This is a genomic window from Ensifer sp. (assembly GCF_035999185.1).
Taxonomy (GTDB): domain Bacteria; phylum Pseudomonadota; class Alphaproteobacteria; order Rhizobiales; family Rhizobiaceae; genus Ensifer.
The window spans coordinates 37,870-51,375 of the sequence record NZ_DASYHB010000133.1 but is presented as its reverse complement, the minus strand read 5'-3'; the positions used below and the strand labels follow the sequence as shown (position 1 = coordinate 51,375).

10 protein-coding genes are annotated in these 13,506 nt (G+C 63.0%); 6 read left to right on the top strand and 4 right to left on the bottom strand.

What is annotated here, in order from left to right; all coding sequences use genetic code 11:
• Nucleotides 1-601: MFS transporter (locus tag VGO04_RS17625; RefSeq protein ID WP_327497270.1), on the top strand; the 601-nt coding region annotated here is incomplete at its 5' end.
• 119 nt (nt 602-720) lie between these two features.
• Here VGO04_RS17625 and VGO04_RS17620 read toward each other — a convergent pair.
• Both VGO04_RS17620 and leuB read right to left on the bottom strand, forming a co-directional pair.
• Nucleotides 721-1,410: a phosphatase PAP2 family protein gene (locus VGO04_RS17620; RefSeq protein WP_327497269.1), complete on the bottom strand. Its 690-nt coding sequence runs from the start codon at nt 1,408-1,410 to the stop codon at nt 721-723.
• 205 nt (nt 1,411-1,615) lie between these two features.
• Complete coding sequence (leuB, locus tag VGO04_RS17615; RefSeq protein WP_327497268.1) at nt 1,616-2,728, bottom strand: 3-isopropylmalate dehydrogenase; 1,113 nt, start codon at nt 2,726-2,728, stop codon at nt 1,616-1,618.
• 478 nt (nt 2,729-3,206) lie between these two features.
• Here leuB and VGO04_RS17610 point away from each other — a divergent pair, with 478 nt between their 5' ends.
• Together VGO04_RS17610 and VGO04_RS17605 are read left to right on the top strand one after the other, a co-directional pair.
• On the top strand, nt 3,207-3,848 hold the full coding sequence (locus VGO04_RS17610) for a LysE family translocator (RefSeq protein WP_327497267.1): 642 nt from the start codon (nt 3,207-3,209) through the stop codon (nt 3,846-3,848).
• 106 nt (nt 3,849-3,954) lie between these two features.
• Entirely contained in the window at nt 3,955-6,009 is a 2,055-nt protein-coding gene (locus VGO04_RS17605) for a M3 family metallopeptidase (RefSeq protein WP_327497266.1), read from the top strand.
• Nucleotides 6,010-6,037: 28 nt separating this feature from the next.
• Here VGO04_RS17605 and VGO04_RS17600 read toward each other — a convergent pair whose 3' ends face one another.
• On the bottom strand, nt 6,038-7,486 hold the full coding sequence (locus tag VGO04_RS17600) for a glycosyl transferase family protein (RefSeq protein WP_327497265.1): 1,449 nt from the start codon (nt 7,484-7,486) through the stop codon (nt 6,038-6,040).
• Nucleotides 7,487-7,763: 277 nt separating this feature from the next.
• On the opposite strand from VGO04_RS17600, the gene VGO04_RS17595 reads away from it, so the two are divergent.
• Nucleotides 7,764-9,836: a TonB-dependent receptor domain-containing protein gene (locus VGO04_RS17595; RefSeq protein WP_327497264.1), complete on the top strand. Its 2,073-nt coding sequence runs from the start codon at nt 7,764-7,766 to the stop codon at nt 9,834-9,836.
• A gap of 161 nt (nt 9,837-9,997) precedes the next feature.
• On the opposite strand, the gene VGO04_RS17590 is transcribed toward VGO04_RS17595, so the two are convergent.
• Complete coding sequence (locus VGO04_RS17590; RefSeq protein WP_327497263.1) at nt 9,998-11,170, bottom strand: dihydrodipicolinate synthase family protein; 1,173 nt, start codon at nt 11,168-11,170, stop codon at nt 9,998-10,000.
• Nucleotides 11,171-11,467: 297 nt separating this feature from the next.
• Here VGO04_RS17590 and VGO04_RS17585 point away from each other — a divergent pair, with 297 nt between their 5' ends.
• On the top strand, nt 11,468-12,508 hold the full coding sequence (locus tag VGO04_RS17585; protein ID WP_327497262.1) for a LacI family DNA-binding transcriptional regulator: 1,041 nt from the start codon (nt 11,468-11,470) through the stop codon (nt 12,506-12,508).
• Nucleotides 12,505-13,506 (top strand): Gfo/Idh/MocA family oxidoreductase, encoded by a 1,002-nt coding sequence (locus tag VGO04_RS17580; protein WP_327497260.1) that lies wholly within the window; start codon nt 12,505-12,507, stop codon nt 13,504-13,506. The genes VGO04_RS17585 and VGO04_RS17580 overlap by 4 nt, the downstream gene beginning before the upstream one ends.

Genomic DNA, 13,506 nt, shown 5'->3' with positions numbered 1-13,506 from the left:
CGCCTTCGAAAAGCAGACCAACATGGCGCTCCACAATGCCGGCTATCCGCTGGTTCGTGGCGCGGCAAAGGTTCCGGAATCCAAGCTTGACGGCTTCGTCGCCGCCAACCCGGAGCTTTCGCTCGATGCGGCCGCTGTTCGCGGCGGCGAAAAGACCATGGTGCCGGCCGAGAAGTTGATCGCCGACAAGCTGCTGACCAAGGATGAAGTCGGGGCGGCGACCGAAATGGCCGTCTACACGATCGCCGGCGGTGGCACCTACGCCATGGTGGCAGATCCTGCCGCCGTCAACTGGACGACGATCATCGCGGTTCTCACCGTGCTCGTCATCTACGTGACGATGGTCTACGGCCCGATCGCAGCACTGCTGGTCGAACTCTTCCCGACCCGCATCCGCTACACCGGCATGTCGTTGCCCTACCACATCGGCAACGGCTGGTTCGGCGGTCTGCTTCCGGCAACGGCCTTCGCGATGAGCGCTGCCCAGGGCGATATCTACTACGGCCTCTGGTACCCGATCGTCTTTGCAGGCATCACCCTGGTCATCGGCATGCTGTTCCTGCCGGAAACCAAGGATCGCGACATCCACGCGATGGACTAAGGCTTTCCGTCTTACGGTTCCGGGGGGAGCCAGTGATGTTTCTCCCGGAACCGATCAGTAACTTCCCCGAGCTTTTACGGCTCTCCTGACTCCGGCGCGGCCTTCCGCGCCGGCTTTTTTTATGCGCCGGGATCGCCGAGCCGGACCAGCGGCCACCCGCCCGGACCCAGGTGGAAGAGCCGATCGTAACGCGCAAACAGAAACGCCATCATCACCGAAGTCCATAGACCGAGCAGCAGCCCGGCGGCGACATCGCTCGGATAGTGCGCGCCGACGATGACGCGGGAAACGCCGATCGTCAGCGCCAGGACCAGAAACATCGGCCTGAGCTTCGGCAGCAGCATGGCGAAGACGCCAAAAAACGCGCCGGCCGCGGTCGAATGGCCGGACGGGAAGCTCTCGTACAGATCCGTGGTGGCAAAGGGCGTCAGACTGTAGGCGCCGAGTTCGGCAAAGAGTTCAGGCCGGGCGCGGCCAAAGAGGAATTTGAAAGTATGGACCAGAGCGCTGGCTGTGCCGATCGTCAGCAGGAAGTAGGCGGCGAGATCGCGGGCGGCGCCAGCCTTGCGTTGCAGAGGGCCCTGGCTTGCAGCGCGGCGCAAGACGAACGCGGCCGCAAGGATGACGCCGGAAAGGTAGATCATCCAGCCGAACGTGCCGAAATCGGTGATCATCGCGTTGAAGTCGACGATGCCGTCCGGCAAGGCTTGCGCCCTTTGTGAGAGAAGCGGATCCAGCGGGACAAGGGCGAAGACAAGGACGAATGTCGTCAACACAATCCATCCGGTGGCCGCGAGGGGTCGGTTCATACTTCTCCGTCCTGCCGCAGCGCATCGTGGCTTGCAGCGAAGGTTGACTTGACGGGCGGCATAGGCCGCCTTTCTCCCCCGATGTGTCGGTTCTTTCGACAAATTCAAGGCTGACAAACGCAAAACACCTCCGGATGAGCTCCGGAGGTGTTTTTGTCGCATGCGTGAAGACGCCAGCGTGGCGCCTGCGGGGATCGTTCGTCGCTTACTTCGACAGCGCCTTGAATTCGGCAAGGATGGCGTCGCCCATCTCGGTCGTTCCGACCTGGCGCGCACCTTCGGCCATGATGTCGCCGGTGCGGATGCCCTGGTCGAGCACGTTGGCGATCGCCTTTTCCAGATTGTCGGCTTCCTTCACGAGGTTGAAGGAATAACGCAGGCACATGGCAAAGGAGGCGATCATCGCGATCGGGTTGGCAATGCCCTTGCCGGCAATGTCGGGTGCCGAGCCGTGCACCGGCTCATAGAGCGCCTTGCGCTTGCCGGTGACGCCGTCGGGCGCACCGAGCGAGGCCGAGGGCAGCATGCCGAGCGAGCCGGTGAGCATGGCGGCCACGTCCGACAGCATGTCGCCGAACAGGTTGTCGGTGACGATGACGTCGAACTGCTTGGGCTGGCGCACCAGCTGCATGCCGCCGGCATCGGCCAGCATGTGCTCGAGCTGGACATCCGAATACTTCGCCTTGTGCGTTTCGGTCACCACCTGGTTCCACAAGACGCCCGACTTCATGACGTTGCGCTTTTCCATCGAGCAGACGCGGTTCTGTCTTGTGCGGGCGAGCTCGAAGGCAACGCCTGAGATGCGTTCGATCTCGTAGGTGTCGTAGACCTGGGTGTCGATGCCGCGCTTCTGGCCGTTGCCGAGATCGATGATCTCCTTCGGTTCGCCGAAATAGACGCCGCCGGTGAGCTCGCGCACGATCAGGATGTCCAAGCCTTCGACCAGCTCGGGCTTCAGCGAGGAAGCAGCAGCCAGCGCCGGATAGCAGATCGCCGGGCGCAGGTTGGCAAACAGCTGCAGGTCCTTGCGCAGGCGCAGCAGGCCGGCTTCCGGGCGCACCTCATAGGGCACCGCATCCCACTTCGGGCCGCCGACGGCGCCAAACAGCACCGCATCGGCGGAAAGCGCCTTTGCCATGTCCCCTTCCGAAATCGCCTGGCCGTGGGCGTCATAGGCCGAACCGCCGACCAGGCCCTCGTCGGTCACGAAGCCGGCCGAAAGCTCGGCGTTCATGTAGGCGATAATTTTGCGGACTTCCGCCATGGCTTCCGGGCCGATGCCGTCGCCGGGCAGAAGGAAGAGGTTGCGCACAGTCATGGATAGTCCTTCTCGCGGGGGAAACGACTGCATGTTTCCTTAAGTCGTTGCCGATCTAAGGGCAAAAACATGCAGCTTCAAAAGTGTTACGGCGACCTTGGTGCGTCTGAACAGACGCACGGCGCTGTAGGCCGCGTCTTAGCGCAACTTCGTGTCGAGGGAAATCGGCGAAACGAAAGATTTGTGCGCGCTCGCGAGCGGCACGTTCCCGGCGGAACAGCCGCTCTGCCGAGGAGGTGCAATGTTCGTGCAAAGGCTGCGCACCTGCTCGGCCATCGACCCCTTCGAGGAGACAGACATGCGCAAGTTCGTCCACGCAGTCGCCGCACATATCCGCGCCACGACCAGAAACTTGACCTTTGCCGGCACGCAGCGAAGCAAGCGGTCACCCGCGTCTTCATATAGCTGGCTTAGCTTTCCTCTTGACTGAATCAGTGCCGCCGGATCGAATGCCCGGGTTCAACCCTGGGGATCCGCCATGTCCGAGACGCTGTTGACGGGGGCCTTTCTCGCCGCCCTCTCCTATACGCTCATTCCCGGTCCTGCCTTTCTCGCGCTGCTCGGCATCGGTGCCGGCCAAGGGCGCAAGGCGGGCGCCCTGTTCATGGGCGGACACCTCGCCGGCGACATTCTCTGGTCGACCCTTGCCCTGGTTGCGATCGTCGGCGCCCGTTCGGTTGGCTCGACCATCTTCGATATTCTGGGGCTCTTCTGCGGCCTTTATCTCGGCTGGATCGGCTGGACGGCGCTGCGCGCGCGGCCGGCCGGAGAAAACCGCGCGCTGATGACGGTCGAGCGGCCGCTCAGACGCGGACTGATCTTCGGGCTCACCAATCCCAAGGGGTATCCGGTGGCGCTCGCCACCTTCACCGCGCTGCTCGCCGGCTCGGCCAATGCGCTCGATTTTGATGCTCTGCCGGCGCTGCTCGGCGTTTCGCTCATCGGTTTTCTCGTTGCCGACCTGATCCTCATCGTGATCATCGGCGCTTCGGTTGTGCGGCGCTTCTACCGCCGCCACGAGCTGGCGATCGTCCGGCTGTCCGGTCTCCTTTTCATCGGCTTTGCCATTCAGGCGGTCTGGCATGCCGCGCCGGGTCTTCTCGGGCTGCGCAAAGCTTGACGGCGGACGCGCCGGCAACCACCTACATTTTTGCCGCTTCCTCCTGTCATGGTCGGCGGTCTCCCTCCCCGGCCCCGCGCCGAGCCTGCATGCGAAAGGATTTCTGATGACCAATCTCAACCCCGCGCTCACGCAATGGACCGGCCACGAGGGCCTGCCGCGTTTCGACCTGGTCAAGGACGAGGATTTCGCTCCGGCGTTCGAGGCGGCGTTCAGAGAGCATGAGGCAGAGATCGATGTGATCGCCGATAACCCGGAAGCGCCGACCTTCGGCAACACCATCGTCGCGCTGGAGATTGCCGGCGACAGCCTTTCGCGCGTCTCGTCGATCTTCTGGAACAAGGCCGGCGCCGACACCAACGAGACGATCCAGGCGCTGGAACGGGAGATCGCGCCAAAAATGTCGCGGCACTACTCCAAGATCGGCATGAATGCGGCGCTGTTCAAGCGCATCGACACGCTGTGGGAAGCACGCGAGACACTAGGCCTCGACCTCGAAGCGACCCGCGTTCTGGAGCGGCACTGGAAGGGCTTCGTCAAGTCCGGCGCCAAGCTCGAAAAGCCTGAGCAGGAGCGGCTGGCCGCAATCAACGAGAAGCTTGCCGGCCTTGGCGCCAAGTTCGGCCAGAACGTGCTTGCCGACGAGAAAAGCTGGGTGCTGTTCCTCGCCGGTGATGAGCAGCTTGCCGGCCTGCCGGAATTCCTGCGTGACGCGATGGCGGCGGTTGCTGCAGATCGCGGCCAGAAGGGAAAATACGCTGTCACCCTGTCGCGCTCGATCATTGAGCCGTTCCTGACCTTCTCGGACAATCGTGAACTCAGGGAACAGGCTTTTCGCGCCTGGATCGCACGCGGCGAGAATGGCGGTGAAACGGACAATCGCGGGCTCATTGCCGAAACGCTGGCGTTGCGTGCCGAGAAGGCCAGGCTGCTCGGCTACGAAAGCTTCGCGGCGCTGAAGCTCGATGACACCATGGCAAAGTCGCCTGATGCGGTGAACGGTCTCCTGATGCAGGTTTGGGATAAGGCCGTTGCCCGCGCCCGTGAGGAAGAGGCGGAGCTGTCGCGGCTCGTCGCCGCCGAGGGGCGCAACCACGATGTCATGCCCTGGGACTGGCGCCACTACGCCGAAAAGCTCAGGGCCGAGAAGTTCAACTTCTCCGAAGGAGAGCTGAAGCCTTACCTGCAGCTCGAAAAGATCATCGACGCGTGCTTCGATGTCGCCAAGCGCCTGTTCGGCATCACGGCGACGGAGAAGAAGGGCATTGCCGCGTACCATCCCGATGTGCGGGTTTTCGAAATCAGGGATGCCTCCGGCAGGCTGGTGGCGCTCTTCCTCGGCGACTATTTCGCCCGGCCGTCGAAGCGCTCCGGCGCCTGGATGAGCTCCTTCCAGTCGCAGCACAAGCTCGCGCTAAAAAACGGTGCCAAGGGCGAGCTGCCGATCATCTACAACGTCTGCAACTTTGCCAAGCCGGCGGAAGGCAAGCCCGCTCTCTTGTCGCTCGACGACGCCCGCACGCTCTTCCACGAGTTCGGGCACGCGTTGCATGGCATGCTATCCAACGTTACCTATCCGTCGGTTTCCGGCACGGGTGTTTCACGTGACTTCGTCGAGCTGCCGTCGCAGCTCTACGAACATTGGCTGACGGTACCGGAAATCCTCAAGCGTTACGCGGTGCACTACCAAACGGGCGAGCCGATGCCGGAGGCGCTGCTCGAAAAGGTGCTTGCGGCGCGGACTTTCAATTCCGGCTTCGCGACGGTCGAATTCACCTCGTCGGCGCTTGTCGACATGGCGTACCATACGGCCGAGACGGCTCCCGAGCCGATGGCGCTCGAAGCCAAGAAGCTCGATGAGATCGGCATGCCGAAGTCCATCGTCATGCGCCATCGCAGCCCGCATTTCCTGCACGTCTTTTCCGGCGACGGCTACTCGGCGGGCTACTATTCCTACATGTGGTCGGAGGTGCTCGATGCTGACGCCTTCGCCGCCTTTGAGGAAACCGGCAACGCCTTCGATCCGGCAATGGCCGCTCGCCTCAAGGACCACATCTATTCCGTCGGCGGCTCGGTCGATCCGGAGGATGCCTACAAGGCATTCCGCGGCAAGCTGCCGAGCCCGGATGCGATGCTGGCGAAGAAGGGGCTGGCCGCCTGATGGTCGCCAGGTGACGGCGATCGACCGGTCACGCCGCCCGGCGTGATCGGCTTGCCCAAAGGCCGCGAGCGGTTTCGCAGGCCGCATCGAAATCATCGGTTTCACCAAGGCTGACAAGTGCGGCCGCAGCGGTGGTGACGATGGTCGTCTCCGCCCGCTGGTCACGGGCAGCTCCGGTCCAGACCGCCTGCCAATATTCGCGGCTGCTCAGTCCGGTGCGCGCTTCGGCCGGTGGGGCCGTTCTTGCCGGAACGACGAGATCCGTGGCTGCTCCATCGATGAGGCGGAAGAGTGTCGTCTGGCGATAGGGCGTGAATTCGGCATGGTCGCGCGTGTTGCCAAGGATCGTCAGTTGCTTGGCACCAAGCAAGAGGGCGATGTCGCGGCTCAATGTCAGGCTCGACGGATTGGCGACCCCGAGCAGGCTTGCGCGCGCGCCCATCGGGTTGATGAGGTGGATGGCCGCATTCAACGGCAAACGCATCTCCATCAGACGGTAGAGACCCAGCAGGCGATAGATCTGGGGGCCAAGCTCCGATAGCGGCAGGTAGGCTATGCCAGCCGATGCCAGCGCCGCGTCGGCAGCATCGATCGACCGGCAGATCGGGATGCCCGCGGATGCGGCTGCGACCTCCAGCTTGTGCCTTTCCTCACTGTCCTGGCCATAGTTGCCGTGCAACACGACGCGGTAGCCGGCGGCAGCGACGAGACGTGCCGCATGCAGAAACCAGGGCGCCGTCTTCAGCTTCGGCGAGAGATAACACGGCCAGTCGAGGTCCGCGGCGCCGCTTCCGGGCTCGATCCCGCCGATGTATCGGCGCATGGCGCGCACGAAGCCTGCGATTTCGACCGCGGTTGGTCCACGATAGTGCAGCACCGTCATCAGCGCGCCGATCTGTACCGGGTCCGCTTCGCCGGCAAGAATGATCGCCAAGGCATCTTCCGCCTCGTCTTCGCTCAAAGGGCGGCTGCGGCCCGCTCCGGTGCCGATGGTGGCGATGCAGCGGGCCAGTCGTTTCTCCGGCGCGGCGTTGCCGTCGATTTCGGCCAGTTTGAGCGCGAAATCCTCAGGTGCCGGTTCGCCCTCCAGCAATCGGCTGGGTCGAACAGCCAAGGGTGGCGTGTTGCTGAGCCCCTGCCCTCTCCAGCCGGAGTGCCTGGCTTGCTCTGCCGTCGCTGCCACATCGCCATGATGTGCACCGAGCAGTGCCTCCGTCTCTGCGGCAAGGGCACGCACACGCAGCCGCAGGGACTCGGCGAGCGGTGTCGGGCGGAGGCCATGGCCGGTGCGCAGGAACAGCGGATCGTCATAGTCCTTGCGCAATTGGCCGAGCAGCCGGCTCATCGCCGAGGGTTGCAGCCCGACGCTTGCAGCCGCGCGGCTGACGCTGTTTTCCCGGAGCAGCGCGTCAAGTGCCACGAGCAGCCGCAACTTGCCGAGGTCTGTCTGGCGTTCGTTCGAGAGCGGCCTATCCATCGTCCCGTCCGCCGTTTCTTTCGCCATCGTTCCTGCCGCCCTCATGTCTCATCCGGCATATTCGCAGGCCGTGTTTTGCGCCTATTCAAATTTAGAACGGTTCCAAAACAGCAGCGTTGCCGCCGACTTCGCCAATATCTAAGTGGACTGCATTACTCAAGATATATGTGGGGCGAAGATGGTGAAGCGGATGGGGCTTGCGATGGAAACGGACTGCGTGCGGCGACAGGCTGCGCGGTCGTTCCAACGCGGTTCGCATGGTTGGTCGCGGCATTTCATGAGCATCTGCCTTGCCGGCACGGCGCTGGCGATACCGATCGAGGCTCAGGCCCAGAAGGCCAAGGAGAAAGACAAGGACCAGGCGACCGAGCTCGAGCAGATCGTGGTGACGGCGACCGGTTTCGAGCAGAACGTCAAGGACGCACCGGCGAGCATCACGGTGGTATCCGGCGAAGACCTGCAGAAGCGTTCGTTCCGTGATCTGACGGATGCGCTGAGGGATGCCCAAGGGGTGGCGGTAACCGGCGTTGCCAACGAGCGCGACATCTTCATTCGCGGTCTGCCCGGCTCCTACACCTTGATCCTCGTCGACGGCAAACGGCAGAGCACGCGTGACGCCCGCACCAATGGCAATTCCGGCTTCGAGCAGAGCTTCATTCCGCCGGCCGCAGCCATCGAGCGGATCGAGATCGTGCGTGGCCCGATGTCGTCGCTCTATGGTTCCGATGCCATGGGCGGCGTCATCAACATCATCACCCGCAAAGTTGCCGATACCTGGACCGGTTCGGTCACGACCGACGGTACGATGCAGCAGCACCAGCGTTTCGGCAATTCCGGCCAGATGTCGTTTTACACAAGTGGCCCGATCCTGAAGGACACGCTTGGCATGCAGATCTGGGGCCGTGGGCTCAAGCGCGGCGAGGACACGTTTCTTTCCGGTATCACCGGCTCGAAGGAGCATGATCTGACGGCGCGCCTGGCCTATACGCCGAACGAGGACCACGACTTCTTCCTGGAAGGCGGCAAGGCCCGGCTGAAGCGCGACGCCAATGTCGGCAACACCATCGCTCCGGGTCCTCGGGCTGTCAGCACCTACAACGAAAACGACCGCGACCACTGGTCGTTTTCCCATACCGGGCGCTGGGGGCCGACGACCTCTGAATTCTCGATCCTGCAGGAGTGGGCAGAGCGGAGGAACTACAACTATAGCCAGGCCGACGGCCGTTTCGTCAAACAGCCCCGCGCGCCTCAGGTGCGCAACACGGTCATCGACGGCAAGTTCACCACGCCGTTCGAGCTCGGCGGAAACCATACGCTTGTGACCGGAGGGCAGTATTTCGAGGCGCGGCTGTCCGATCAGAACCCGGGACGGCGGACGGGGCGGAACGAAACCTTCTCGGCCACGCAATGGGCGCTGTTTGCCGAAGACGAGTGGCGTATGGTCGACAGCTTTGCGCTGACGACCGGCCTGCGTTTGGATCACCACCAGGAGTACGGCTATCACCTGAGCCCGCGCATCTACGGCGTCTGGGATGCGACCGATCAGTTGACGGTGAAGGGCGGTGTTTCCACCGGCTTCCGCGCTCCCGATATCCGTAGCATCGCGCCGGGTTATGCCTACACCACAGGCGGCGGCGGTTGCACCTACGGGCCGACCGGCACCTGCGGCGTGATCATCGCCGATCCGAACCTGAAGGCCGAATCAAGCACCAGCTATGAGATCGGCACGGTCTGGGACAATGGCGACGTCATCCTCGGCGGCACCTATTTCTATACGGATTTCAAGGACAAGATCAGCAACTTGCCGGTGATGGACGCCTCCGGCAATCCGGTGCGCTGGAGCGAGGATCCGAACTACCGTCTCTGGTACAACTACAACATCGACGACGCGGTCATTCAGGGTGTGGAACTGACGGCGACGTGGAATGCGACCGCGGACCTGACGCTTCGAGCCAGCTACACCTACACCCAGTCGGAACAGAAGACCGGGGATTTTGCCGGCTTCCCGTTGGCGCGCACGCCCGAGCACATGGCCAATCTCCGGGCCGACTGGTACACGCCGGTCGAAGGCCTCGAGGCCTGGGCATCGATCAACTATCACGGCGAGGAAATCTCTGCCGGGCCACGTGTCTCCACCACCAGTGGCAAGCCGGTGAAGATCAATGGCAAGACGGGGTACAAGTACGATGCCTATGCCACTGTCGATATCGGCACAAAGTACGATGTCGGCGAAGGGCTGACGCTGAACGCGGCCGTGTACAACCTTTTCGACAAGCAGGTCGAACCGACGGATTTCAATGCCGTCGGCGAAGGCCGCCGCTTCTGGCTGAGCGTGACGGCGACGTTCTGACCGGGCCATTGCCCCGATAAAGTGAACGGCGCCTGGTGGGCGCCGCTCTGGCATTTTTCTTAAATCATTTCATTGTTTCGTCGAAACAGTGAAATGATCTAACTCTCTCATATTACGCCATTCCGTACGGAAAACCGTTCTACACTTTTCCTGGAATTGCTCTAGGCGTTCTGGTCAATTCCGAAAGTCGATAGCAGGCTTTGCATCCGCTGCGCCGCCAGTTCCGGCCGGTCGAGCACGTTCGCCCGGTCGGCCAGCCGGAAGATATCGGCGTAGTGCAGAACGCCACGGGCGGACTGCATGCCGGCGGGCATGGTGAAGTGGCGCTGATGGCCGTTCAGCCAGGCGAGAAAGACGACGCCGGCCTTGTAGTACTGCGTCGGCGCTTCGAAGATCTTGCGCGACAAGGGCACGGTCGGCTCGATCACGCTCCGGAAGGTCGAAAGATCATTCCTGGCGAGCGCTGCCAGCGCCTTTGACGCGGAGGGCGCCACTGCGTCGAAGATGCCGAGCAAAGCGTGGCTGTACTTGCGGCCGTCGCCTTCGATCAGTTCCGCATAGTTGAAGTCGTCGCCGGTAAAGCAGAGCACGCCTTCGGGCAGGCGATCGCGCAGCGCCACCTCCCTGGCGTTGTCGAGCAACGAGATCTTGATGCCTTCGACCTTGTCACGGTTGGCTTCGATGATCGACAGCACGGTATCGAGCGCCTGGTCGAAATTCTCAGAACCCCAGTAACCCCGAAGCTGCGGGTCGAACATGTCGCCGAGCCAATGCAGCACGACCTTGTGCTGCGTCTGGCCGAGGATTCGCCCATAGACATGACGATAGTCATCGGCAGACCGGGCAACGCGGGCAAGCGCCCGGCTCGCCATCATGATCGCCCTGCCCCCCTCGCCTTCGACGAAGCCGACCTGCTCCTCGTAGGCGGCAATCACGTCGTCCAGCGACCGTGCATCCGTCGGCGCCAGATGATCGGTGCCGGCGCCGCAGGCAAGATCGGCGCCCGGAACCTGCCGCGCTTCACTGATTGAGCGGCGGATCAGTTGCTGCGCCCCCGGCCAGGCGAGGCCCATGCCGCGCTGCGCCGTGTCCATGGCTTCGGCGATCTTGAAACCGAGGCTCCAGAGATGGTGGCGAAACGCCATCGTCGCTTCCCAGTCGATGGCCGGATTGCCCCAGGGATCAAGATCGGCAAGCGGGTCGGAGACGACATGGGCGGCCGCATAGGCAATCCGGTTGAAGGTCGGCGGCGTCAGTGGCCGTTCGATCGGCGTTCCCGTCAATCGGAAGTGTTCAAGCGAACCGTCTTGGCGCGGCAGCGTCAGGCTTGTCATCGGGATGGATCTCCTCCGCGGAATTCTCTCTTGGAATACTTTGGATCGTTCCAAATGGCAAGCGGCAATCTTTTGGGCGAGGCAGGCTTTTCGGTGTCTTCCTCTGAGATTTTCATTAAATAATTGGTATATAATGATAAAAGTCTCAGCGTTGGCGAGAGATTTGCGGTCAAGCGATATCGATCGCGCCTATGACATTCCGTTAATCGGGAAAAAAGTGATCGACGCGCTCTTGACGGAATTGGAACGTTCCAATTATGAAAGAGAAAAGCGGCTAAGAGAATTCGGGAGGATGCTGTGGTCAAGGAACGGGTGACGGTCATCGATATCGCGCACGCTGCCGGCGTGTCGAAGTCGACGGTGTCGCTCGTTCTTCAGGGCAGTTCGCTCGTCAACGAGGCGACGCGGGCCAAGGTCAACGCCGCCATCCGCGATCTCGGTTACGTCTATAACCGCGGTGCCGCCAACCTTCGTCAGTCGAGGTCCAAGATCATCGGCATCGTCGTCAACGACCTGACCAACAGCTTCTTTGCCGAGCTTGCCGTCGGCGTCGATGCCGTCGTTCAGTCTGCCGGCTTCGTTCAGTTTCTTGCCAATACCGGCGAGAAGATCGAGCGTCAGCGCGAAGTCGTCGCATCGATGCGCGAGCATGGGGTTTCAGGCCTGATCGTGTCGCCGGCGCGCGGTACCGAAGCGGCAGATCTTGCGCCGCTGGTCGAGAGTGGAATTCCTGTCGTACTCGTCGTGCGCGATATCGCCGGTGCCGAGGTCTCCTCTCTGATTTCCGACAACCACGCCGGCGCGATGGCCGCGGTGCGGCACCTGATCGAGCGCGGTCACCAGCGCATCGCCTTCCTCGGTGGTTTTCCGGATACCGCCGTCTTCGAGGCGCGCATGCGCGGCTATCGCGATGCGCTGATCGAGGCGGGCATGCCGGTTTCTGACGCGATGATCATCGGTTCGGCGCCGTCGCGTGCCGGTGGCGTGACCGCTGTCGAGCAGGCGATGATGCTTGCAGATCGGCCGACGGCAGCGCTCTGTTTCAACGATGCGGTGGCCTTCGGCGTCTGCGACGGCTTGAGGGCGCGGCGCCTGGAGCCGGGTGCCGACTTTGCCGTCATCGGCTTCGACGACGTGATCGAGGCGAAGACCGCGGTGCCGGCCCTGACGACGGTATCCGTCGATCCTCAAGGGATGGGCCAGCGGGCGGCCGAACTGCTTTTAAAGCAGATCAAGGCCGGCAAGGCGGAGCCGGAGGCGATCGTCGGTTCGGTCCGTCTCGTCGTTCGCCAGAGCTGTGGCGGGCAGGTGGAAAGAAAAAGGGAGGCACTGGCATGACGCGATGGGGTCTGATCGGCGCAAGCACGATTGCGCGCGAATGGGTGATTGGCGCGATCCGCGCCGCCGGCGGCGAGGTCGTCTCCGTGATGAGCACCAGCGCGGAGCGTGGTGCTGCCTATGCCGAGGAGAATGGCATCCCGAAGTCGGTAACCTCGGTCGAGGAACTGGTCGGCGATCCCGATGTCGACGCGGTCTATGTGTCGACCACCAATGAATTGCATCGCGAGCAGACGCTGGCGGCAATCGCCGCCGGCAAGCATGTGCTCTGCGAAAAGCCCTTGGCGATGACGCTGGAGGACGCCCGCGACATGGTCCAGGCGGCGCGTGAAGCGGGTGTCGTGCTCGCCACCAACCACCACCTGCGCAACGCCGCCGCCCACCGCGCCATGCGTGAGGCGATCGCGGAAGGCAAGATCGGCCGGCCGATCGCCGCGCGAGTCTTTCATGCCGTCTATCTGCCGCCGCATCTGCAGGGCTGGCGGCTGGAGCGCCCGGACGCCGGCGGCGGCGTTATCCTCGATATCACCGTGCACGATGCCGATACGCTGCGCTTCATCCTCAACGACGACCCGATGGAGGCCGTGGCCATCAGCCACAGCGCTGGCATGGGCAAGGAGGGGCTGGAAGACGGCGTCATGGGCGTCATTCACTTCCGCTCCGGCGTCATCGCCCAGTTCCACGACGCCTTCACCACGAAATATGCCGAAACCGGCCTTGAAGTGCACGGCACAGAGGGCTCGCTGATCGGCCGCAACGTCATGACGCAGAGGCCTGTCGGCACGGTGACGCTGCGCAACGCCGATGGCGAGAGCGAGCTGACCCTCGACCACCGCAATCTCTACGAAACGGCAATTTCCGCCTTCCATGCCGCTGCCCAAGGCAACGGCCGTCCGTCGGCGACGGGCGAAGACGGCGTCTGGTCGCTGGCGACAGGCCTTGCCGTCGTCAAGGCGGCGGCCACCGGCCAGGCCGTGGCGATCGAAACGGGACTTTGA

Bases quoted from the DNA above. Each gene is read 5' to 3' on its own strand.
- VGO04_RS17605 (WP_327497266.1), top strand. From the start codon at position 3,955: ATGACCAATCTCAACCCCGCGCTCACGCAATGGACCGGCCACGAGGGC.
- VGO04_RS17610 (WP_327497267.1), top strand. From the start codon at position 3,207: ATGTCCGAGACGCTGTTGACGGGGGCCTTTCTCGCCGCCCTCTCCTAT.
- VGO04_RS17580 (WP_327497260.1), top strand. From the start codon at position 12,505: ATGACGCGATGGGGTCTGATCGGCGCAAGCACGATTGCGCGCGAATGG.
- VGO04_RS17595 (WP_327497264.1), top strand. From the start codon at position 7,764: ATGAGCATCTGCCTTGCCGGCACGGCGCTGGCGATACCGATCGAGGCT.
- VGO04_RS17590 (WP_327497263.1), bottom strand. From the start codon at position 11,170: ATGACAAGCCTGACGCTGCCGCGCCAAGACGGTTCGCTTGAACACTTC.
- VGO04_RS17600 (WP_327497265.1), bottom strand. From the start codon at position 7,486: ATGGATAGGCCGCTCTCGAACGAACGCCAGACAGACCTCGGCAAGTTG.
- VGO04_RS17620 (WP_327497269.1), bottom strand. From the start codon at position 1,410: ATGAACCGACCCCTCGCGGCCACCGGATGGATTGTGTTGACGACATTC.
- leuB (WP_327497268.1), bottom strand. From the start codon at position 2,728: ATGACTGTGCGCAACCTCTTCCTTCTGCCCGGCGACGGCATCGGCCCG.